This window comes from Pedobacter suwonensis (assembly GCF_007833675.1).
GTDB lineage: Bacteria > Bacteroidota > Bacteroidia > Sphingobacteriales > Sphingobacteriaceae > Pedobacter > Pedobacter suwonensis.
On record NZ_CP031708.1, the window covers coordinates 4,186,149 to 4,209,046 of the forward strand.

The window sequence follows — 22,898 nt, forward strand, 5'->3', positions numbered from 1 at the left end:
AAACAGAACTGTTGTTTGTTCTTCATGCTAACTTCTTTCAATAATATGTCATTTGAGGCCGGAAGGCGGAAGGCATAAAGGCGGAAGGTTTACCCTCTACCTTAATACCCTCCCTCCCTCAACCTTAAATAAAAATATTCAGGTGCCTATATCGGTGGTGTCCACCTCTTCCCATTCCGAACAGAGAAGTTAAGCCCACCAGAGCCGATGGTACTGCGGTAACACGTGGGAGAGTAGGTCGGTGCCAGATCTTAAAGAGAAGCCCTTCAGCAGTAATGTTGAAGGGCTTTCTTGTTTTATCAGCAAAGGGCATAGGGCATAGGGCATAGCGGTTTCCCGGCGTTAGGGGGTTAGGGCGCATAGCGGTTCCCCGCAGATTACGCTGATCTCCGCTGAAAGCATTCCATCATCCGTTTTACATTTTCCATCTTTACTCCTCTATTTTCTGTCCCGGGTTAAATAGCCCTGATGGGAGCGGCATCCCTTTTGGCTAAGAAAATTTGTTTAAAAAATAAGGTTTCCAAAAGGATAGAGCGCACAGCAGGAACGGAGCCGGCCCAAACGCTCGGGACACTGCGCTCCAAGACCAAGAGGTATTTAAACCATTAAGGAGTTGAGAAAAGTTAAGGTTGTGCTCCCGCAGAAAACGCTGATCTCCGCAGAGACCATTCCATCATCCGTTTACATCTTCCATCCTTACTCCTTTATTTTATGTCCCGGGTAAAACAGCCCTGATGGTAGCGGCATCCCTTTTGGATAAGAAAAATTGTTTAAAAAATAAGGTTTCCCAAAAGGATAGAGCGGACAGCAGGACGGGACCTATCCCAAATGCTCGGGACATTGCGCTCCAAGACCAATAGGTATTTAAACCATTAAGGAGCTGAGAAAAGTTAAGGTTGTGCTCCCGCAGAAACGCTGATCTCCGCAGAGACCATTCCATCATCCGTTTTACATCTTCCATGTTTCCGATCAAAAAGCGAGCGGGACGGTACCTGACCCAAAAAGCACAGAAACTGCGCTCCAAAATAGATCAAATACGCTTGTTAAAAGATGTGAAAACTTTCATCCTGAAAGTAATAAAACCGTATTATTGTAGTAATACGTACATATGATGATGATGAATGTGAACCTTAAGAAATTAACTTTTCTCGCTATTATTTTGGGCTTAAATTTTAATGTTTTTGCACAAAGTAAGAATGTACAACTCCCCGCAAATTGGTTTAACCTCGATTTATTGGAAAATGGATATTTCGGTATCAGTACAGAGAGGGCTTATCGCGAACTTTTAAAAGATAAAAAACCTAAACAAAATGTTGTGGTAGCCGTAATAGATGGTGGTGTAGATACTGCACATCCTGATCTAAAAGGTGTTTTATGGACAAATAAAAAAGAGATTCCTGGAAATGGAATAGATGATGATGGCAATGGTTATATTGATGATATTCATGGCTGGAATTTTATTGGCTCTAAAAAGGGTAACCTGGAGTTCGATAATTTGGAACTCGTTCGTTTGTTAAGAATTTATACGCCGAAATATCAGTCGACAACCAATTTAACACCATTAGACAGCACACAAAAGGAAGAATTTAAACTGTATAAAAAAATGGTGGGCGATTTTGGTAAAAAATATGAAGATGCCAGTAATACCTTTTCAGTGTTGATTGCCATTAACAAAGTTTTGGATACGGTAGCTAAAATCAGTAAAAAGGAGATCCCAACGATGGATGATGTGGATCGCTACAAAGCTGATGATGAAACTGAAGAGCAGGTAAAAACAATTATCAGGAAAGGTGCAAGGGAAGATGGAAGTTTCGAGAAATTTTATAAGAGTATTAAAGAGGGGTATAAGCAATACGACGCGATGTTGAAGTATAACTTAAATCCTAAATATGACATGCGCGCAGAACTGGTTGGAGACGACTACAGCAATGCTTACCAAAAGGATTATGGAAATAATGATGTAAAAGGTCCGGATGCTTTTCACGGTACGCACGTTTCGGGGATTATTGGTGCCGGTCGTACCAATTCCTTAGGAATCATGGGGGTAGCCAATCATGTCAGTATCATGGCCATCAGGGTAGTACCGACGGGCGATGAACGTGATAAAGATGTAGCCAACGGCATCAGATATGCCGTAGATAATGGTGCGAAAGTAGTTAACATGAGCTTTGGTAAAAGTTATAAGTGGGATAAGAAAGCGGTAGATTCTGCGGTGAAATATGCTGAACTTAAAGGGGTATTGCTAGTGCATGCAGCCGGAAATGATAATCAGAATAATGATCTGGAAGAAAATTTTCCCAATAAATTTTTCGACAGTAAAGAGGCAGATGCCTATAAAGAAGCCAATAAAAAGCCGGTCAAGCCAGATTTTACGCCACCGAAACCTATGGCACAAAATAATGGAATGGGTATGAGGCCACCTTATAACCGATCTACATTCGTAAAACCTATACCAATAGACTCTGCAAAGTTTAATCTTCCTCATGCCAATAATTGGATTGAAGTAGGTGCCAGTGCCTATAAAGATGATGATAATCTGAAAGCCAGTTTCTCCAATTATGGTAAATATACTGTAGATGTGTTTGCTCCCGGATTTTTAATTAATTCAACGATTCCTGATAATAAATATGAAGAGGCGGACGGAACGAGCATGGCTTCGCCTGTGGTGGCCGGATTGGCGGCACTGATCTTAAGTTATTATCCGGATTTAAAGCCGGCACAGGTACGGGAAATTATTATGAAATCGGTTTCCAAAGTGGCCCATAAGGTGAAGTATAAGAATGAAAGAGGCGAAAACACCCGTGTACCTTTTAGTGAAATTTGTGTGAGTGGTGGGATTGTTAATGCCTATAACGCACTGAAATTGGCAGAGACGTATAAATAAGGCAGGTTTTTAGTTTGTGGAGCGCAGGATCATTGCAGCTATTTAGGCTTGTTCCCGTGCTCCGCTATATCCCTCGGCTGCGCATTCGGGGATGTCGCTTCGCCCGGGGCTAAACACGCTGGTTGCAGCCCTGAATGAAATGACAATACCCTTAAAATCTAAGAATTGAGGGTTTTAATAAACTCCTGGAAGGTGCCAAATGGGTAGTTTTTTGCTTTCATCCATGAAATAAGCGCTTCCATGCGCTTAATCATTTTCACACCCGTATTCTTCCTAACGTAACCAGGGAAACCAAAGCGTTCAAAATCACTTAAGTCGGTAAATTCCCATGGATGAAAGTAAATATTCAGGTATTTATCTTTTTTATAGGTCCAGCTGGCTAAGGTTTTGTAAATACTTAAGGGCAGGTTATGGAAGGAAAGCCAGAATAGAGGGAAACGAATCACTGGACTAACGGAAGCAGGAATCTGCAAAACGTTATCTTTGATAAAATGTGTTCGTGAAATATTGAAGTTATTGTAGCGTCCGGGCAAATAAGTTGGATTAATAGAAGTATTGTAGGTATATCCGGCCTTTTCAATCTCCTTTTCATCAACTGGCATCATTCTCGCCATGCGATAACCTGTAATTTCTTTGCCCGAAAGTTCTTCTAGTTTTAATTTTGATTGAAGCAGATGTTCTGGCTTAAAGTTAGAATGATAATACCCGTGCGAAGCGAGTTCGTGTCCGGTTTCGGTAATCCTTTTAATCAGATCGGGAATATTTTCTGCAAAGGTAACGGTGCAGAAAAAGGTAGCCTTCACCCTGTATTTATCCAAAATATCTAAAATGGCAATGGTACCTGCCCTCGAAATGGCAATTTGATCTTCAAAAGAAATATCTTTTCCATACTCGAAAGGCATATCAAATTCTTCGATATCAAAACTTAATAGTACCATTTATTTTTGTTGAATATTGGTTGAACGGATAATGTAATTAGGGCGGTTTTTAGTTTGCATAAACATTTTGCCTACGTAAATGCCTATAATACCTAAGATGATGAGCTGTAAACCTCCAAAAAAAACAATCGTCATAATTACAGATGCCCAACCAGAAACTTCTACATGGTTTACAAAGGCGTAGATAATATAAGGCACATAAAGCACAGAGGCAAAAGACAGGATAAAACCCAGGTAAACTGCGGTGTAGAGCGGCTTGATGCTAAAAGAAGTAACGCCGTGCAAGGCTAACCTAAGCATTTTTTTAAGGGTGTATTTACTTTTACCTGAAAAACGTGCCGCCGGATTATATTTAATAGCATATTGCTTAAAACCCAGCCATTTTACCAGGCCTCGAAGAAATGGCTCGTTTTCATGAAAATTACGGAAAACATTAACCACCCGCTGATCGAGCAGACGGAAATCTGCTGCTCCAGGCTCTAAATCGATATCAGAAAGCCAGTTTAATACCTTATAAAACAGGCTTGATGAACTTCTCTTACCTTTCGATAGATTTTTATCTTCTTCACGAATGGTGTAAACCACTTCATAACCCGCTTCCCATTTTGCAATCATATCAGGAATCAGTTCTGGAGGGTGTTGCATATCGCAATCCATCGAAATTACACAATCGCCAAAAGCATGATCCATGCCTGCCTTAACAGCCAGTTGATGACCAAAATTTTTAGAAAATTCAAGGAAAAAGATATTACTTGCTGTTGAAGCATAATCTTTAATCTGTTCGAGCGTATGATCGGCACTACCATCATCTACCAATATTATTTCGTACTCGTAATTGATGGTTGAAAAAACTTGTTTAATGCTTTCTGCAATGACAAAAATATTATCGGCTTCGTTGTAAGCAGGAATTACTATAGAAACTAACTTCTTCATTTATCGGTAATCAGATAAGACTCAAAATCTTCTTTCATCATTTGGTAGATTATAGTTAGCCAAATGATGACGCAAGGTAGGGCTTTAAGCGAATATAGACGAATAAATTCTTTAACCTGTCCTGGGAAAATATCCGTTGGAGACAGGCTGGTTAATATAAATGCAAAGATAAATAAGCCAATGGTCCATCCATTTTTTGGGTTCTGCTGCAGCATAAACCAAATGGCAACCCCTGCAAAAGCAATAATATAAGTTGGCGATTCGGAACCGCTGCTAAATATCACCGTAAAAATCAATGTTGAAGCCAATAACATTAACCTAAAACCTAGATGTTTATACTGATTGATACGGACATAAGGCAAACCAAATAATATTAATCCACCTAGCAAAAAAGGGGTATTCGGAATGTTGATATTACCGGTTATACGCCTCACAATTCCCATTAAAGAAATATCCTGAAAAGATGTTAACGAGGCATTTAAATCATTTTTATGAGCTAAAGAATGATACCAGTCACTATAGGATTGCATGACAAAAGCCGGCGAGGAAATGACCATTGGCAAGGCAAACAACCCCGCAAATGCAATAAAGCAGCCTAAAATAAATTTTAACTTATTTTTGGTGAAAAAGAAAAATGCCAGTCCAACAATCCCGTAAAGTTTAATCAACGTGCCTAAGGCAATAAAAAAAGCAGATTGTACTTCCTTCTTTTTGATCAGATAAGAGAAACTAAGCAATATTAATCCAGTCAGGGCGATGTTAAACTGGAAACTGAAGAGTGCGGTTAAGGTTTCATGTGCACAGATCCATGCTATTATTGTTCGCTTGTTAAGGGATATGGGGAGGCTGTAAATGCCCCAAAGTAATATGGTTACATTGGCGATGTTCCACAATATACAACCAAGGCCGTCAGGCAATAAGGCAAAAGGCGCTATGAAAACAGAAAATACCGGCCCGTAATGGTTACTGTCTTGGTATTCGGGATAATTATTATATAGATTCTGCAAGTCTACAGTATGCCAGTAAACATATTTGAAGATCAGATAATTATTGTAAGAATGGTGGTGGTATTGTTTAAAACCAGCTACCAAAGCCAGTATGAGATAAACGGCAAATACACATTGCTTTTTTAAAAGTAATGAAGACAGTTTGCTGAGGTTATTTTTTGTGAAAATGTTCATTATGATTTGATGCCGCAATATAACTATTTCGTTACGTCAATACGAAATAGATCGTCCGGAACAGCGAGCCAATATTAATTAATTATGAAATTAGTGATGGAATATCGATTTAGTAAATCATTTTACTAGTTTTATTAAGCTGAACCAGATAATCATCAATCTTAAAAAACTATGAGAAAATTACAACTACCACTTTTTGTGGCCTTGGTGCTAACCTTTAGTGCCTGTAAAAAAGAACAACAAGAAACTGAAAAATTTTCTGGACCAAAACTCAAAGAAAATGTAAATCCAAATGCGGCTTTATCAGGTTTTTCGCTTAATAACTGGATGAGCGTACTTGCCGATCAAAACAGCATAGCACTCATTTCTATCCCAGGTACGCACGATTCCGGCGCTACGATCGAACCTGTTTCAGGCACTGCAAAATGCCAGAACCTGAGCATTACCGATCAGTTAAATGCTGGCGTTCGTTATCTGGATATCCGCTGCAGGCACATAGACAACGCTTTTGCCATTCATCATGGAGCCATTTATCAAAATCTTAATTTTAATGACGTGCTGAATGCCTGTATCAATTTCCTGAACAGTCACCCAACAGAAGCCATTATTATGAGCGTAAAAGAAGAACATACCCCATCAAACAATAGCCGTTCTTTTGAACAAACATTCGATAGTTATGTACAGCAAAATCCCGGCAAGTGGGATTTAGGAAACAACATTCCTACTTTGGGCAGTATCCGTGGGAAAATCAGACTTTTGCGAAGGTTTTCCGCATCATCGCCAAAAGGAATTGACGCTACGGCCTGGGCCGATAATACTACATTTGAGATCAATAACGCGGCAAATTTAAAAGTTCAGGATTTTTACAATGTTAATGATGTAAATACAAAGTGGACGAGAATAGAAACCTTGTTAAATGAAGCCAAAAATGATACATCAAATAAACTTTACCTGAATTATGCAAGTGGTTATAAAGCTGGTATATTCAGTATCCCAAGTATTACAACGGTATCGAATTTCATCAATCCAAAAATTACCACATTTTTTGCCAACAATACCCATGGGAAATTCGGAATTGTGGCACTTGACTTTATTGATTCGGGCAGAAGCCAATCAATTGTTAATACCAATTTCTAATATTAACGCAGCGATTTAATGGTTCAGTTTACTTAAAAAGGATGCACAGTCTAACTAGATAAAGTGCATCCTTAATGAAATATTATTTTACATTGCAAAAATTGTAAAAGGGGGATATTTCCTATATCCTACTTTGCTTTAAATCTTAAAACGGTAAATGAATAAGCCGGCAGCTCCAGTTGTCTGATTGTTTCAGAATCAATTTTTGTCACAACCGGAACAGCTCTCTTGTCATTCGGGTTGCCGGAAAGTACGGTTTTAAAGGCATTTTTCCCAAACTGTTGCTGATTGAAATCAAATGAGGTGTTTACATTTACCGGAAGCAGGTTAACCATTTTAACGACTAAATCTCCGGTTTTAGCATCTTTAACCATTGAACAGGCTATCCGTTTTCTCACGTTTTCTTGATTCGAAGAGAGTACCACAGTTGATGGAATATGCTCATCTCCGGCATTCTGTCCATATAGTTGTTGTACAAAGTAGCCTATAGTAGGTTTTACTTCTGTATTGTTAAAATAAATCAGATCAGGATCCCATTGGGTATGGCCCTCTTTAGCTAAAAGCGGGGCGTAAGAGGCCATGCTCACCACATCACCATTGCGTTCAAGTGAAAGGAGATACAAGGCCTCGGCAAGCGAGGTTTCCAGGTTTGTCCTGTTACCACCTGGTAAACTTGCTGCATATTCGCCCAGGTAAACTTTAGATTTAGAACGATCATAACTATCGTAAAAATCCTGATTATTGATAAACCAGCCTGGCGACTGGTAATAATGTTCGTCAATTATCGGTACATTAAGGTTTGATGCAATTTGCCAGCCGGCTTCATAGTCAGTTCCTTCAAAAAATGGACCTGCAGTGCCAATAACTGTAATTTCGGGGTGCGATTTTTTTAAGGCATTGTAAATCATCGTAAACCGTTCAGCAAATACCTCTGTAATCTGGTCTTCATTACCAATGCCAATATATTTCAGGTTAAATGGTTTGGGGTGTCCTGCTTCGGCACGTTTTTTCCCCCATTCAGTTTTTACATCGCCATTGGCGTATTCAATTAAATCTACAATATCTTGGATATATTGCCCCATTTCACTCATTGGTATACCGCCCTGCTGGCCACCACCACCTGTGGCCGAATTTTGGCAAGGTACACCAGCAGCTATAACGGGAACAGGTGCAGCACCAATATCTTCACAAAACTGGAAATATTCATAATAACCAAGCCCCATGGTTTGATGATAGCCCCAAAGATTTCGGTCTGGTTTGCGTGCCGCTAAAGGTCCGATGGAGTTTTTCCATTTATAGATATTGGCAATACCATCTCCGTGGGCAAGGCAACCTCCCGGAAAACGTACAAAACGCGGATGTATAGCTCCAATGGCTTGTGCCAAATCCGACCTCAAGCCATTTTTGCGGCCCTTAAATGTGTTTTTTGGAAATAATGAAACCATATCAATTGCAATACGCCCTTGGTTAGCCATCACGATTTCGAGTTTTGCATCGCTTGCATCCGCAGCAGACACTAAACTTAAAGCTGCTGTTTTCCAGTTGTTTGAAGTAATATTTAAATTTGATTTGGCCAAAATTCCTAGTTTGTCACTTACCAGCCTTACCTCAAGATTCATCCTTTTTGTATCCAGTAATTTCGCTGATAGTGAAAAATCGTAAGTTCCGCCTTTTTTTACTGTTATTCCATCAAAACCGCTATTTAGGATAGATGCCCCGGCAACTGGAATATCCAAAACTGCATAGTGCGGATTATTGGGATGGATTGGCGAAACCGAATCTATTTTCATTGTTGCACGGTCGCCTTTCAATGTCCAGGCGTAACTGCTGTTCCAGTTTTGGTCATTATACTCTTTATCACGAATGTGATATTCGAAATCCCGGTTTTGAATCAGTTCTGCATACAATCCTCCATCAGCCGCATAATTTAAATCTTCGAAAAATACACCTGTTAGCATGTTGCTGATCGGCTTTGTCTGATCAGGTTTGAAAGTTATCCTGGCCTCTACATTTTTAAGACCTGCAAAACGCACGGCATCATCTTTAGTTGTCTCTCCATTCTGTTTATTTTTGTAATCTTTTAACTCATATGTTTTTTTCAAACCCAAAATAACTTTCCATGGCAAATGGTACACCTGACCCTTACCGGCATGGGGTAGATTAACAGCGGTACGCAGGTCATGATAAGCTGATGCGGGCACTTCTTTTATAGGGCTGTAATGGCTTAAATCTTTGGTTTTGGTTTGAAAATACTTTTCGTCGGCATCCGCATAGGTTACGGTATATTCATCAAGATTAGGGTTATAGGCAATAACCGGACGTAAAACATTCTTACCCTGATTTACATAGGGGTAGCTTTGCGGGTTCCAGCTGATCAGATCTTCAGAAGTTGAAGTTGCAAATTGTAATGTATGGTTATTCAGGCTCCAGATGCATACCCACAGTCCGTTTTTACCCTGAATAAGGAAAGGTGTTATCATTTTTTTCTCGCTTCCCCATCGGCCATAATCACTCTTTAAAAAGGTATAATCATTTCCTATCGGCGTCCAGTTCTGTTTATCCAAACTCCAGGCAAACCGAAGTCCGTTGGCATTGTAAGCGAATAAATAAGCCGAATCAGGCTCGTTGGCTATTTTTTTGTTGATGGCCAATACATTTGCAGCCATGAAGATGAATGCGGCAAAAAGCCAAAACTTTCTTTTCATTTTCTGTTAAAATTTAGTCGTTAAATTCAACAATGCATCAGCAGCAAAACGATTCGGGCTTGCTTAGGAGTGATGATTTTGGTTAGAATTTTTTCTAAATTAAATAATAATCGTCATTATAACGATTATTATTTTGATTCTCTTACAGAGAAACACTTTAGTAAGCGCGTATAACCGATACCAATATGAAAAAAACCTTTCCAAAATGGAAGGGTTTTTTAACACCTGCTTAAGGTTAAAGCAGAATATTGTTGTTTAAGGTATTAGTTATCTGTTATTTAAGTGCGTGTTCTCTTTTCTGGTATAAGAGTTGGCTACTGGCCTGTAAAATCATTACAATCATGACAATATTATTTTTCTTAATCCTGGTGCTGCTCTGCTGTGCTACTTACAAATCAATAAACTGGTTCGAAAAAATCTAACACTATGATCGCATTATTTATGATCGCCGTCGCCGTATTTATCTATATGATTTACGTGCTGATCAAACCCGAAAAATTTTAATCCTTCCTCCATCAATGGAGATTTAACAAATTAAAAAATGAATACTGAATTAACAGGCATTATAGCCACATTTCTGCTCACCCTGGTTATTGCTATACCTCTAGGTAAATACCTGGCCAAGGTTTTTGCAGGAGAAAAAGTCTGGACAGATTTTTTGAAACCAGTTGAAGCTGGTATTTACAAGCTTTCCGGAATCAATATCAAAGAACAGATGAACTGGAAACAGCAGTTGAAAGCACTGTTTACCATTAATGTCTTATGGTTGTTCTATGGATTTTTTGTACTTATTTTTCAGGATAAACTTCCGTTCAACCCGGATGGGAATCCTGGAATGACACCTGATCTGGCTTTTAACACCATTATCAGCTTTGTTGCCAACTGTAATCTACAACATTATTCTGGCGAGAGTGGCGTAAGTTACCTTACCCAGCAATATGTGCTGATGTTTCTTCAGTTTGTAAGCGCGGCAACAGGTATTGCTGCTGCAGTAGTGCTTTTTAAAGCATTTAGAGATAAAACAACAACCGAGCTCGGCAATTTCTGGGAATTTTTTGTAAAATCCATTACACGTTTATTGCTGCCATTATCTTTTATAATGGCTTTGATCTTAACCTTTAATGGTACACCAGCCAGTTATAAGGGGAAAGATAAATTCATTTCATTGCAAGGCGATACCATTAATGTTTCGAGGGGACCAGCTGCTCAAATGATCGCGATTAAACATTTAGGTACAAATGGCGGAGGTTATTTTGGAGCCAATTCGGCACATCCTTTCGAAAACCCGAGTTATTTTACCAATATGGTTGAACTGATTGCACAGGTTATTATTCCTATTGCCATGGTAATTGCATTCGGCTATTTTATCCGCAGAAAAAAAATGGGCTGGACCATTTTTGGGGTGATGACCATCGGTTTATTTATGCTGCTGCTTCCTATGCTTAGTTCAGAACTAGGCGGGAATCCAGCCTTAGCCAAAATGGGTATTTCACAAACAACCGGGGCGATGGAAGGTAAAGAAGTGCGCTTCGGTCCGGCTGCCTCTGCCTATTGGGCAACCGTAACTACCATTATTTCTACAGGTTCCGTAAACAGCATGCACGATAGTACCATGCCAATGTCGGGTACCTGGCAGTTATTGGGGATGATGATCAACTCATTCTACGGAGGTTGTGGTGTTGGTTTATTAAATTACTTCATTTACCTGATTGTTGCCGTGTTTATTTCAGGCCTGATGGTGGGCAGAACGCCGGAGTTTCTGGGACATAAGGTAGAAGCCAGAGAAATTAAAATTGCGGCCATTATTACTTTGTTGAGTCCGTTTTTAATCCTTGCCGGAACTGCAATCGCAAGTTATATATTCACCAATTATGGCAATGCTGCATGGGCTGTTCAGCCTAAAAACTGGCTCAATAATCCTGGTTTCCATGGCTTCTCTGAAATGCTGTATGAAATGACTTCATCTAATGCCAACAACGGTTCCGGCTTTGAGGGGCTTGGAGATAACAATATATTCTGGAATCTATCTACCGGTATAGTGATCTTCCTGGGGCGTTTCCTGCCAATTATAGGCCCGGTTGCCATCGCTGGATTACTAGGCGCTAAAAAATTCATCCCTGAATCGGCTGGTACACTTAAAACAGATACCAAAACCTTTGCACTGATGACTTTTGCGGTTATCATTGTTTTAAACGCACTTTCTTATTTCCCTGCCCTGGCTTTAGGTCCGTTGGCAGAATACTTTACTCACTAGGATGGAAAAGGTAAGATGGATAATGGAAAATGCGCAATTAACGCCTACATCATCCATCACACATCTTCCATCATACATAAATAAATAATATGAAACCCAATAATAAATTGTTCGAACCTGCCTTGGTGCAGACCGCGCTAAAACAATCTTTCATTAAGCTTGATCCTAGGGCAATGGTACGGAACCCCGTTATGTTTACCGTAGAAATCGGAACCCTGATCATGGCTTATGTTACGGTATACTCTTTCAGCCATACCGGACAAGGAGCGCCCTTATACAACTTCTTCATCTTTTTAGTTTTATTGCTTACCGTTTTGTTTGCAAACTTCGCTGAAGCCATTGCAGAGGCAAGAGGTAAGGCACAGGCCGACAGCCTTCGTAAAACAAGAGAAGAAACACCTGCAAAAGTGCTTCTGGATAATGGAAGTATCGAAATCCGTTCTTCTAACCAGTTAAAAAAAGGTGATGTATTTATATGTGAAGCAGGCGATACGATTCCAACGGATGGAGAGATTATTGAAGGTATTGCTACTATTGACGAATCGGCCATTACGGGTGAGTCTGCTCCGGTAATCCGCGAATCAGGAGGTGATAAGTCTTCGGTAACAGGCGGAACAAAAGTTTTATCTGATGAGATTAAAGTTCAGGTAAGTACAGCTCCGGGAGAAAGCTTTTTAGATAAGATGATTGCCTTGGTTGAAGGTGCATCACGTCAGAAAACACCAAACGAGATTGCTTTAACTATTCTGCTGGCCAGTTTTACACTGGTATTCATCATTGTATGCGTAACCTTGAAACCTTTTGCTGATTATGCCAATACACCGATCACCATTGCCGCGTTGATTTCGCTTTTTGTATGCCTGATCCCAACTACTATCGGCGGACTTTTATCTGCCATTGGTATTGCCGGAATGGACAGGGCCTTAAGGGCAAACGTAATTACCAAATCGGGTAAAGCGGTTGAAACAGCAGGCGATATTGATGTATTGCTATTAGACAAAACCGGAACCATTACCATCGGTAACCGTAAAGCCACCAATTTTTATCCAACTGCAGGTGTAAATATTAAAGTTTTTACAGATGCCTGTGTATTAAGTTCTTTGGCAGATGAAACTCCGGAGGGAAAATCAATCATTGAACTGGCCGCCGAACAGGGTGTTCAATCTACCGGAACGCCAGAAGGATCTGTTTTTATCAAGTTTACTGCCGAAACCCGTTCGAGCGGACTAGATACTGCCGATGGCAAAAGGATCAGAAAAGGTGCTTTTGATTCGATCAGGAACATGGTGCAAAAAGCCGGAAATCATTTTCCTTCTGATATTGAAGATCATGTAAAAACCATCGCTACCAATGGCGGTACACCTTTAGTGGTAGCTGAAAATGAAAAAGCCCTTGGTGTAATCGAATTACAGGATATTATTAAACCCGGCATTAGCGAACGTTTTGAACGCTTAAGGAAAATGGGGGTAAAAACAGTAATGGTAACCGGAGATAACCCGTTGACCGCTAAATACATTGCAGAGAAAGCGGGTGTTGATGATTTTATTGCCGAGGCCAAACCTGAGGATAAAATGAATTACATTAAAGATGAACAAACCCTTGGTAAGCTGGTAGCGATGATGGGTGATGGTACCAATGATGCACCTGCTTTGGCACAGGCCGATGTGGGTGTTGCCATGAACAGCGGAACACAGGCCGCTAAGGAAGCTGGTAACATGGTTGATTTGGATAACGATCCGACCAAACTGATCGAGATTGTAGAAATCGGTAAACAATTGTTGATTACCCGCGGCACATTAACCACTTTTTCCATTGCAAATGATGTGGCCAAGTATTTTGCCATTGTTCCGGCTTTATTTATCGCTTCAATACCAGCGCTGCAAAGTCTGAATATTATGGGCTTGCATTCGCCAGAATCGGCGATCATGTCGGCAGTAATTTTTAACGCCATCATTATCCCGATACTGATCCCATTGGCTTTAAAAGGTGTGGCTTACAAACCCATCGGAGCAACTGCTTTATTACGCAGAAACCTGTTTATCTATGGTATTGGTGGGGTAGTAGCCCCGTTTATAGGGATTAAAATAATTGATTTATTAGTCGGCCTGTTTGTATAAATGTCAATTTGAGCGCAGAATCTTTAGATATGGGATAGCAGAAAAATAAGCACTATTAGCAGATAAAGATGCTTCGCAACTCAGCATGACACCAAGAAAATTTAAAAAGAAAACAAAATGAAAAAATACATCGTTCAATCCATCCGCTTAACATTGGTATTATTGGTACTGTTATGCGTAATATATCCTGTTACTGTTGCCTTTATCGGCAAAATGTCTAAAGGAAATGGTGGTGGAGAAAAAATCACCAAAAATGGTAAAACAGTAGGTTATGCCTTATTGGGCCAGTCGTTTACTAAACCGCAATATTTCTGGGGAAGGCCATCGGCTGTGGCCTATAATGCAGCGGGTTCTGCAGGTTCTAACAAAGGACCATCAAATCCTGATTATTTAAAAGAAGTGCAATCCCGTATTGATACTTTATTGAAATATAACCCTGGTATCAAAAAATCTGATATCCCCGCCGATATGGTTACTGCATCAGGAAGCGGACTTGACCCAAATATTTCGGAACAAGGCGCTGCGATTCAGGTTGACAGAGTTGCTGCGGCCCGTAAAATCGATGTGAAAAAGGTAAAAGAACTGGTGGCCATGAATACACTGAAACCATTTATGGGTTTATTTGGCCCCTCATCCGTAAATGTGTTGAAATTAAATCTTGCCCTTGATGCGTTTTAGTTTTAATATCGTCCTTTCGACTGTAGCGGAGAGATCTAAAATCACTCGTTTAAAGATCTCTCCATTCCACTGCGTTCCAGTCGAGATGACGACCGTTTATAACAAACAATTTCCCAAAACAATAACAACGGCAATGCATTAAGGCCTGGTATCAAAGAAATCTGGGCCTTAGGCTTTGCCCAATACAAAACAATCAGATAAAATGAAAAAAATACTATTACTTGCCGTTACACTCGCTACAGGATCTATTGCCAAAGCACAGGAAGAACCTAAAATTAAAGTAACGGGATACCTTGAGGCTTATTATGGATACGACTTTAATCAACCTGCAGACCACAACCGTCCTGGTTTTATATATTCGCATAACCGCGCAAACGAAGTAAACCTAAACCTGGGTTTCATCAAAGCTGCTTATGACAGCGGAATGATCAGGGCTAATGTAGCTGTTATGGCAGGAACTTATGCCAATGCCAACCTGGTTGCCGAGCCTGGCGTATTAAAAAATATCTTGGAGGCCAATGCAGGGGTGAAATTATCCAAAACAGAAAATCTTTGGGTCGATGCCGGAGTCTTTTCGTCGCACATCGGTTTCGAAAGTGCAGTTTCGAAAGATTGTTGGGTGCTGACCAGAAATATTTCTTCAGAAAATACACCTTATTATGAATCGGGTGCAAAAATTACTTATGGCACTAAAGACGGTAAATTTACGGCTAGCGCACTATACCTGAACGGATGGCAGCGCATTAGCCGCCAGAATGGAAACAATAGACCTGCCGGTGGACTTCAGCTTACCTTGAAACCTACAGATAAAATTACAGTAAACTATAGTAATTATCTTGGAACGGAAGGTGTTGATTCAGTTCGGGTTAATCGGTTTTACCACAACCTTTATGGCATCTTCCAGCTAACCAATAAATTTGGCATCACCCTTGGATTTGATTATGGTACGCAACAAAAGCAAAAAGGCAGCAGTGATAAAAATGAAGTCATTTCTCCGGTAGCTATTGCACAATACAAGTTTGCACCAAAATGGGCCATTGCCGGAAGGTTTGAATATTATGAGGATAAAAACGGCATTTTTATTCCAACTGGCACGCCACAGGGTTTTAAAACCAAAGGTTATTCTTTAAATCTTGATTATTCGCCAATAGCCAATGCTGTTGTAAGGCTGGAGGGAAAAGCCTATGATAGCAAAGACAAAATATTTACCAGGGAAGGTGCTGCGGTTAATGCCAATGCAAGTTTAACGGCGAGTATTGCAGTATCGTTTTAGCATACCAAAGCTTTCGTCATTTCGAGCGGAGCAAAGCGGAGTCGAGAAATCTTTCGATACAGATCTCTCCATTCCGTTGCACTTCAGTCGAGATGACGTTCATTTTCGAAAAAAATAAAAGCATGCATCCCTACATAGAAATCATATTCAGCCTGTTTTTAGCGTTCTTAGGAATATTCATGATGTGGAAATTAAATTCTTTAAAAAGACAGGGCAGGTGCAAAAAAAGAAGTTATGCCACAGAAAAGTATTTCAAACTGCTTTATAATAAGATTTCTTTTAGGTTTATAATCTTATTATTTACGTTGGCTATGATCATAGTCATTACGACATTAATAGAAAAAGGAATCATGAATGTTAGCTGGTAAAGATTGTGGAAGAAGAACAAAAAGAAGAATCGGTCAGGCATTTTTTAGACCTGGTTAAAAAATCCAGGCGCGGAAAGCTTAAAATCTATATGGGCATGAGTGCTGGTGTGGGTAAAACTTACCGAATGCTCCAGGAATCGCATGCCTTGCTTCGAAATGGTGTAGATGTCTGTATCGGTTATGTGGAAACCCATAAAAGGGCGGAAACCGAAGCACTTGTTGCAGGCTTGCCGATTATTCCAAGACGGAAAATCTTTTATCGGGGCAAGGAAATAGAGGAAATGGATCTCAAGGGGATCCTGAACCGCCATCCCGAAATTGTGATTGTGGACGAACTCGCCCATACCAATGTTGAGGGCAGTAAAAACACTAAACGCTGGCAAGATGTTTTCGATCTGCTCGAAGCGGGGATCAGCGTTATTTCTGCAGTAAACATTCAGCACCTGGAAAGTATTAATGAAGAAATTGAGCAGATTACTGGTATTGCCATTACCGAACGGATCCCGGATAAGATATTAGAAATTGCCGATGAAATCGTAAATATCGACCTTACTGCTGACGAATTGGTTACCCGCCTTAAAGAAGGCAAAATTTATGAGCAGTCAAAAATTGAAAGAGCGTTAGCTAACTTTTTTCAGTCTGATAAAATCCTTCAATTGCGCGAACTGGCTTTAAAAGAAGTAGTGCATCAGGTAGAACGGAAAATCCAGACTGAAATTCCCAAATCGATTAAGCTCAGGCCCGAACGTTTTTTGGCCTGTATTTCATCTAATGCCGAAACTGCGGGAATAGTGATCCGCAAAACAGCAAGACTGGCTTCCTATTACCGATCGCCATGGATGGTATTGTATGTGCAGCGCGAGAACGAAAGTATGGAGCGCATTAAATTGGACAAGCAGCGCCATTTGATCAACCATTTTAAACTGGCTACCGAACTGGGTGCCGAAGTCATTAAAATTAAAAGTAACGCCATTACCGAAACCATCATTGATGTTGCTACTAAAAAGGAAATTACAACGATATGTATCGGTAAGCCCCATCTTAATATTTTTCAGGTAATTTTACGTACACCGGTATTTAACGGACTATTAAAAAATCTGGCCATGAAGGATATTGATCTGGTGATTTTATCATGAAAAATTTACTCCATGTCTTAAGATTAGCTTCCAGTTTATAAAATCGTAAGGCGCAGAAACTTTATAGCTGCCTAATTACCGTTTGCCTGGTATCTTGTTTGATATTAGACCGGTTGATTCTAGAAACTACCTTATCCAAATAAAATTTTATTAGTGCATTCTGCCTTGTGGCACGGTAGTTTTTTCGCAGCTGTGGTTGTTTTCAGGATTCCATCAGTATACATTAAATTGCTGGATTTGGTCTTGAAGATTTCAGGCCGCTGATCGGCTTATCATCAGCTTTGTCTTACTCTTGTCGTATATCCACTGTTCTACTTTTCTCAAATTTATCAAAACTATATCTTTTGTGTGGGGTTAAAATAATAGGACCTATGAAAAGCGATATGGAAAGAAATGATACGAAAACACGTCTGATTAATGAGATTACCACTACAGGTTTACAAAGTGCAGCGAAGAAATTAGGGGCTCCGGCAAGTAAAAGACAGATCAGGAAAGGTGTTTCTAAAAACATCAGTTTAATAGATGAGCTGTTGCGTCTTGCTTTAATTAAAAACAAAGATGCATCAAAACAAGTGCAGCGCAATATTGAGTTTGTTGGTCTTGGGGTAATAGCTGCACATACTTTTTACAAGGGTTTTAAAAAGAAAAAACCATTGTGGATTTATGAAGGCATTTTCTTAACGGCGGCACTTGGCGGCGTGTTATTGGCTACGCAACTTAAAGCAGCAAAAATGATGATTAATCAGTAACATCATTTTATTCAATAGTTTTAAAACAGGCAAAAGAACATTCGCAAATGTGGTAAAACCGTATAAATTGCAATTGTCTTTGATCTTACCTAGATTCTATAAGGCTTGGATAACCTCCCTTAATCTATAAAACATAAGTTGCTACTGCCATAAGGCTGTCATCATATTTCCTAAATTTGCAATGCGGATAAATTAATCTGGATTCCTGCCAAAGGGCAAACAGATTAAATTAGCTGAGAAATTTAAACTGCATTTTAAGGAATGGATATTACCAAAAGATTTGACCGGATATTACAGCTATTTTTTCTTTTACAATCTAAATCTATAGTTACTGCGGAAGAATTACAAAAACGGTTCGAAATCAGTTTGAGGACGATTTACAGGGATTTAAAGGCCCTGGAGATGGCCGGAATACCGATCGTAAATGAACCAGGAAGTGGTTATTCGATTATGGAAGGTTTTAGGTTACAGCCATCCAGGTTTAGCCAGGAAGAAATTCTCAGTTTAATGGTTGCTGAAAAAGTGATGCAGAAACATGAAACAGAATTTGTTAAAAAACATTTTGATGCTGCACTCATCAAGATAAAAAGCTCTTTCCAGGTGCATCAAAAAAAAGATTTTCTGCATTTAGAAGATACCATACATCTTAAAAATGATTTTAAATCCAATGATTACCTGCCCAACATTATTGATGTATTGCTCAATAGCACGTTAAAGAAGAAGATAACCCGCATCGATTACCTCAAAAGTAGTGATGTTTATCCGGTTGGCAGATCTGTAGAACCTATAGGTATATTTTATGAACATGGTTTCTGGTATCTTTTGGCCTATTGCCATTTAAGGAAAGATTACCGAAATTTTAGGTTGGACAGGATTAAAAAAGTTACGGTACTTGAAGAAAATTTTACTATTTCACACCCGCCAATTCATGAGTTTCGTGATAAAGGATTGTCAGAAAACAAAACGAAAATCGAACTCAGGGTAGATCGGAAGTACGCCCACTACCTATACTGGGACCGCCAGATTTTCGGATTCAGGGAAGAGGAAATTTCGGATGATTTTGTGTTGATGTATTTCGATTGTTCCCTCTCTGTTGTTTCTTTTGTACGCTGGTTTATTAAATTCGTTGATGTAGCTGAAATTATAGAGCCAGCCCATTTAAATCATGAACTGGTAGAAATCATGGAATCTGGTTTAAAAAGGATAAAAAACAAAGGGGCTATCTTATAAATTATAATTCGCTTGGAATTTGTCACGTTGAGCCTGTCGAAACACTTTATCAGAAATCTAAAAGAAGTCCTTCGACAAGCTCAGGATGACAATTTTATTTCATAATACAGTTTTTTATTTAATAACCTGAACTTGATAATTATTTAATTAAAATACTGCCTTATAAACGACTCGTCTCCGACCGATTCGTCATACTGAACTTGTTTTACAAGTAGAAATAATATTTTCAATGGTCTTGTAGCTACTCCGTGGTCAGCATCTTTTTAGCAGGAAAGACCCTGAAATGAATTACCTTCGGTGAGCTCGCTAAGGCTCGGTTCAGGGTGACGGCATCTTAATTAAAAGTCGATATAAGCTACAGAGAGGCAATATTATTAATCGAACTCAGGTTAATACCTATCCCAGAAAAATGGAGGTTCAATACCTAATGCCCTCAAATAAACAAAGCCCTGCCCACGGTGGTGTATTTCGTTATCGATGAAATATAAGAGGTGACTAATGATGGTAAACTCATACATTCCAAACAATTTGATGGTGTCGTGAAGCTGTTCTTCATTTATTTTATTAAAGTATGCTGCAATTTTGGTAGTATCCTCATCCCATTTCGTTAGTAACTCTTCTTTGGTATGCAACGGAAGATCATGATTAAAAGGTGAAGTTTCTCCCGTTACCATTTCCTTTAAACCCGGAACATCAATCGATAGTAATTCTTTAATCAATGCTGAAAATGGTCTCATTCCACCGATTGAGAATTCGAATAATTCTTTTTCAGGAAATTTTTCAATGGTTTTTCGGGTTAGCTTTCGGTGACCTAACCAGTGTTGTAGTAATTCGCTTTTGGTAATCATAACTGCTGACATTTTGTTATATAATTTAATAGAACAAAACTAAAACCAGCCTATGACAACGGCCTGTCACTCAAAACAGATTAAATATTTTCATTTTTAGTTTCTTTTTTGTTGGCCCGGAGCAAATGGTCTGGCCGATTTGGAAGCCGTACCTTTTTTAGCCTGCCCCGGAGGCACTTTTCCGCTGTTGCCGGCTGTTCTTGTGCTATAACAGGCACTGGAAAGCAGCATTACCGATAAGGTTACAATAAAATATATCTTTTTCATAATCATACTAGAGCGATAACTGTGCCAAATGGAGGTTTTCCCTCCGATTAGTAGTGTCAAGCTTGTTGTTACTATACCGAGCGGTAGCTACCATTAAACCCTCATCATGAGTTTAAAGCTTTAAGGATATGATCAAGATATGCTGTTAACTCTCCATCTAGTTATTTCAGTCCTCTTTCTTTTAAAAGGTTTTCTAATTCGCTGTTATCATATTCAGAATTATTAACCAGTTTATAGATGAAAAACAAAGGGATGAGTGTTAAAAAGCCTAATGTATTTTTTGCCACGCTAAAAAATATAATGCCAGCCAGAAACCCTATTAACAATGCATTCATCACGGCTGCCGATTTCTTTTTCTTTGCTTCCTGCAGTAATTCCTGGTCCGTTAATTCTGATAGTTTTTTCGTTTCCATTTTGGTGAGCTAGTACGTTTTTTAGTTAATGATTCCAGTCAATATGCCAAATATAAATAATTGGTGCCACAAGCATCCTGATTTGCGTTTTAAAAAATTGGGAAATCACCTATCCGAAAACGTAATTTAAAACTGTACCTAACGTTACGGCTTTTGGTAACGAGATTCAAAGAATGATACTCATGTTATGCAAACTTTTTTCGTAACCATTTACGGACTGGTTCATCATACCACTTTAAAGTGGCATAGGCTAAAGCAACACTTCCTATTAAAATGATTAAAGCGTATGGCCAGGCCTTTATAATGGTAATGCCATTATGGTTACTGATCCAGGCCACATAAAAATAAACCAAAGGATAATGCACCAGATAAATCGGGTAGGATAGATCACCCAGAAATTTGCATATCTTGTACTCTGATTTTGTTTGCAATACGCCGCTGGCACCAATGTACACAATAAGTGGAAAAACGATGATGATACCTATCGACTCATATAACCCATTCATCCAAAGATGCTGAGCACCACCAATGCGGGGCATATAAAGTATCAGGGCAATTAATAAGCTGCACCATAAAAAAGCATTTTTAATTTTGGCAGGCTTCGCAACGCGGGAAAGCAACAAACCTGCAAAGAAAGGGTACATGGTCCGGGTAAAACCAATACGTACCTGTTCTACGTTTAATGTCCAGCCACCACTTACATCTCCATTGGTAATGGCCAGATAGGACAATGCAATGGCTGCAATCACTACTAAGATGCTTAATGCTGTTTTTGAAAATTTTCTGATCCATACCGCATAAAGAATATTGGCTATGTATTCAAAAAATAACGACCAGCCCACACTGTTCATCGGATGCATTTCTTGCCAGCCACGTATGTCAAGTGATAGTGGTATGGGCAGAATGGTATAACCGATCAGCAATACCAGTAACATCTTCCACAGCGGTACGGTATGAATGAGCGGCCATATGGCAGAGTCTGTAAAATAGAATCCGATAGCGCCAATGGTCATACCCAAAATGACCATGGGTTGCAGACGTACGATACGGCGCTTGAAAAAACTGCCGACACTCATTTTATTCCATCTGTCGTCATAAGCATAACCCATCACAAAACCCGATAACAAAAAGAAAAAATCTACCGCAAGATAGCCGTGGTTCACCAGGATGTCAAGGTGGCCAGTTCCAAGCGGTTCGGTTAAATGAAAGGTGACAACGATTATAGCGGCAATACCCCTCAGACCATCCAGAATAGGGTAGTGCGGCTTGGTAATTAACTCATTACCCGGTTTAATATTCATGTAAAGGCTTTAAAAAAAGGTAAGCCATAAAAATAGCCAACATTCCTTGCCGCATCACTTTGCATCTATAATGATACGTAACATATGTAGTCAATGAAGAGATTATCATTTTTAACGATCAAAACAAGATCTAGATAATAAAACCAGCTTTGTAAATTAAAAACTTAAATCATTACATTTGCCCTTGGTGAAAAACTTTATATTCCTTTTTTCTTTTTATTTGATCCTTCTGGGCCTAATGCCCTGCCAGGACAAGGAAGATATGGTTTCAAGGTTTCAAACCGAAAGCATCGTACAAAGTGGTCATACTAAAGCTGAACATGCACATGGAGAAGCCTGTCCGCCAATCTGTAGCTGTGCCTGCTGCTCGGTCGGTCAGCACTTCCCTTCAGAAAAGTTAACCAACCTCACTATTCCGGTATTTCGCAAACCATACCCAATTTTCAAATGCTCTGCATTGAAAAAGCAACCCATTGATATCTGGCA

Annotated in this window: 17 protein-coding genes and 1 rRNA gene; 10 read left to right on the plus strand and 8 right to left on the minus strand. The window is 39.5% G+C overall.

Annotation, left to right across the window (positions count from 1 at the left end; all coding sequences use genetic code 11):
• The first annotated feature begins 138 nt into the window (after window positions 1-138).
• Both rrf and DV942_RS17300 read left to right on the plus strand, forming a co-directional pair.
• Window positions 139-250, plus strand: a 5S ribosomal RNA gene (rrf, locus tag DV942_RS17295).
• 873 nt (window positions 251-1,123) lie between these two features.
• A complete protein-coding gene (locus DV942_RS17300) occupies window positions 1,124-2,884 on the plus strand; it encodes a S8 family peptidase (RefSeq protein ID WP_450091357.1) in 1,761 nt (586 codons plus the stop codon).
• Between the two features lie 158 nt (window positions 2,885-3,042).
• Here DV942_RS17300 and DV942_RS17305 read toward each other — a convergent pair whose 3' ends face one another.
• The 3 genes from DV942_RS17305 to DV942_RS17315 are packed head-to-tail and all read right to left on the minus strand — an operon-like array spanning window position 3,043 to window position 5,936.
• Complete coding sequence (locus DV942_RS17305; RefSeq protein WP_145859606.1) at window positions 3,043-3,822, minus strand: polysaccharide deacetylase family protein; 780 nt, start codon at window positions 3,820-3,822, stop codon at window positions 3,043-3,045.
• Window positions 3,823-4,755 carry a glycosyltransferase family 2 protein gene (locus DV942_RS17310; RefSeq protein ID WP_145859610.1) on the minus strand — a complete coding sequence of 311 codons (933 nt, stop codon included), beginning with the start codon at window positions 4,753-4,755 and terminating at the stop codon, window positions 3,823-3,825.
• Window positions 4,752-5,936, minus strand: a complete 1,185-nt coding sequence (locus DV942_RS17315; protein WP_145859613.1) for a glycosyltransferase family 87 protein — start codon at window positions 5,934-5,936, stop codon at window positions 4,752-4,754. Before DV942_RS17315 ends, DV942_RS17310 begins: the two co-directional genes overlap by 4 nt.
• A gap of 171 nt (window positions 5,937-6,107) precedes the next feature.
• Between DV942_RS17315 and DV942_RS17320 the strand changes: the two genes are divergently transcribed.
• Window positions 6,108-7,073: a phosphatidylinositol-specific phospholipase C gene (locus tag DV942_RS17320; RefSeq protein ID WP_090988308.1), complete on the plus strand. Its 966-nt coding sequence runs from the start codon at window positions 6,108-6,110 to the stop codon at window positions 7,071-7,073.
• 128 nt (window positions 7,074-7,201) lie between these two features.
• Here the strand turns inward: DV942_RS17320 and DV942_RS17325 are convergent, their stop codons facing one another.
• Window positions 7,202-9,778 carry an alpha-L-arabinofuranosidase C-terminal domain-containing protein gene (locus DV942_RS17325; RefSeq protein ID WP_244950731.1) on the minus strand — a complete coding sequence of 859 codons (2,577 nt, stop codon included), beginning with the start codon at window positions 9,776-9,778 and terminating at the stop codon, window positions 7,202-7,204.
• A 541-nt stretch (window positions 9,779-10,319) separates the two neighbouring features.
• Between DV942_RS17325 and kdpA the strand changes: the two genes are divergently transcribed.
• The 7 genes from kdpA (at window position 10,320) to DV942_RS17365 (ending at window position 19,583) form a co-directional block, all read left to right on the plus strand.
• Window positions 10,320-12,032 carry a potassium-transporting ATPase subunit KdpA gene (gene kdpA, locus DV942_RS17335; protein ID WP_145859615.1) on the plus strand — a complete coding sequence of 571 codons (1,713 nt, stop codon included), beginning with the start codon at window positions 10,320-10,322 and terminating at the stop codon, window positions 12,030-12,032.
• Between the two features lie 89 nt (window positions 12,033-12,121).
• Entirely contained in the window at window positions 12,122-14,149 is a 2,028-nt protein-coding gene (gene kdpB, locus DV942_RS17340; RefSeq protein ID WP_145859617.1) for a potassium-transporting ATPase subunit KdpB, read from the plus strand.
• A 117-nt stretch (window positions 14,150-14,266) separates the two neighbouring features.
• Window positions 14,267-14,827 (plus strand): K(+)-transporting ATPase subunit C, encoded by a 561-nt coding sequence (locus DV942_RS17345; protein ID WP_145859619.1) that lies wholly within the window; start codon window positions 14,267-14,269, stop codon window positions 14,825-14,827.
• Between the two features lie 202 nt (window positions 14,828-15,029).
• Window positions 15,030-16,100, plus strand: a complete 1,071-nt coding sequence (locus DV942_RS17350) for a porin (RefSeq protein ID WP_145859621.1) — start codon at window positions 15,030-15,032, stop codon at window positions 16,098-16,100.
• Window positions 16,101-16,473: 373 nt separating this feature from the next.
• Window positions 16,474-17,604, plus strand: a complete 1,131-nt coding sequence (locus DV942_RS17355; RefSeq protein WP_145859623.1) for a sensor protein KdpD — start codon at window positions 16,474-16,476, stop codon at window positions 17,602-17,604.
• A 371-nt stretch (window positions 17,605-17,975) separates the two neighbouring features.
• Entirely contained in the window at window positions 17,976-18,353 is a 378-nt protein-coding gene (locus tag DV942_RS17360) for a hypothetical protein (protein ID WP_145859625.1), read from the plus strand.
• A gap of 261 nt (window positions 18,354-18,614) precedes the next feature.
• A complete protein-coding gene (locus tag DV942_RS17365; protein ID WP_145859627.1) occupies window positions 18,615-19,583 on the plus strand; it encodes a helix-turn-helix transcriptional regulator in 969 nt (322 codons plus the stop codon).
• Between the two features lie 389 nt (window positions 19,584-19,972).
• Here DV942_RS17365 and DV942_RS17370 read toward each other — a convergent pair whose 3' ends face one another.
• The 4 genes from DV942_RS17370 to DV942_RS17380 form a co-directional block, all read right to left on the minus strand.
• Entirely contained in the window at window positions 19,973-20,443 is a 471-nt protein-coding gene (locus DV942_RS17370; RefSeq protein ID WP_090985928.1) for a DinB family protein, read from the minus strand.
• An 84-nt stretch (window positions 20,444-20,527) separates the two neighbouring features.
• Window positions 20,528-20,698 carry a hypothetical protein gene (locus DV942_RS23565; RefSeq protein ID WP_186462334.1) on the minus strand — a complete coding sequence of 57 codons (171 nt, stop codon included), beginning with the start codon at window positions 20,696-20,698 and terminating at the stop codon, window positions 20,528-20,530.
• A gap of 161 nt (window positions 20,699-20,859) precedes the next feature.
• Window positions 20,860-21,111, minus strand: a complete 252-nt coding sequence (locus tag DV942_RS17375) for an FUSC family protein (protein WP_145859630.1) — start codon at window positions 21,109-21,111, stop codon at window positions 20,860-20,862.
• Between the two features lie 185 nt (window positions 21,112-21,296).
• Window positions 21,297-22,412, minus strand: a complete 1,116-nt coding sequence (locus tag DV942_RS17380; protein ID WP_145859632.1) for an acyltransferase family protein — start codon at window positions 22,410-22,412, stop codon at window positions 21,297-21,299.
• Window positions 22,413-22,898 lie beyond the last annotated feature (486 nt).

Excerpts from the sequence above, each read along its gene's own strand:
- DV942_RS17305 (WP_145859606.1), bottom strand. The coding sequence starts at position 3,822 with ATGGTACTATTAAGTTTTGATATCGAAGAATTTGATATGCCTTTCGAG.
- DV942_RS17310 (WP_145859610.1), bottom strand. The coding sequence starts at position 4,755 with ATGAAGAAGTTAGTTTCTATAGTAATTCCTGCTTACAACGAAGCCGAT.
- DV942_RS17315 (WP_145859613.1), bottom strand. The coding sequence starts at position 5,936 with ATGAACATTTTCACAAAAAATAACCTCAGCAAACTGTCTTCATTACTT.
- DV942_RS17320 (WP_090988308.1), top strand. The coding sequence starts at position 6,108 with ATGAGAAAATTACAACTACCACTTTTTGTGGCCTTGGTGCTAACCTTT.
- DV942_RS17325 (WP_244950731.1), bottom strand. The coding sequence starts at position 9,778 with ATGAAAAGAAAGTTTTGGCTTTTTGCCGCATTCATCTTCATGGCTGCA.
- kdpA (WP_145859615.1), top strand. The coding sequence starts at position 10,320 with ATGAATACTGAATTAACAGGCATTATAGCCACATTTCTGCTCACCCTG.
- kdpB (WP_145859617.1), top strand. The coding sequence starts at position 12,122 with ATGAAACCCAATAATAAATTGTTCGAACCTGCCTTGGTGCAGACCGCG.
- DV942_RS17345 (WP_145859619.1), top strand. The coding sequence starts at position 14,267 with ATGAAAAAATACATCGTTCAATCCATCCGCTTAACATTGGTATTATTG.
- DV942_RS17350 (WP_145859621.1), top strand. The coding sequence starts at position 15,030 with ATGAAAAAAATACTATTACTTGCCGTTACACTCGCTACAGGATCTATT.
- DV942_RS17360 (WP_145859625.1), top strand. The coding sequence starts at position 17,976 with ATGAAAAGCGATATGGAAAGAAATGATACGAAAACACGTCTGATTAAT.
- DV942_RS17365 (WP_145859627.1), top strand. The coding sequence starts at position 18,615 with ATGGATATTACCAAAAGATTTGACCGGATATTACAGCTATTTTTTCTT.
- DV942_RS17370 (WP_090985928.1), bottom strand. The coding sequence starts at position 20,443 with ATGTCAGCAGTTATGATTACCAAAAGCGAATTACTACAACACTGGTTA.
- DV942_RS23565 (WP_186462334.1), bottom strand. The coding sequence starts at position 20,698 with ATGAAAAAGATATATTTTATTGTAACCTTATCGGTAATGCTGCTTTCC.
- DV942_RS17375 (WP_145859630.1), bottom strand. The coding sequence starts at position 21,111 with ATGGAAACGAAAAAACTATCAGAATTAACGGACCAGGAATTACTGCAG.
- DV942_RS17380 (WP_145859632.1), bottom strand. The coding sequence starts at position 22,412 with ATGAATATTAAACCGGGTAATGAGTTAATTACCAAGCCGCACTACCCT.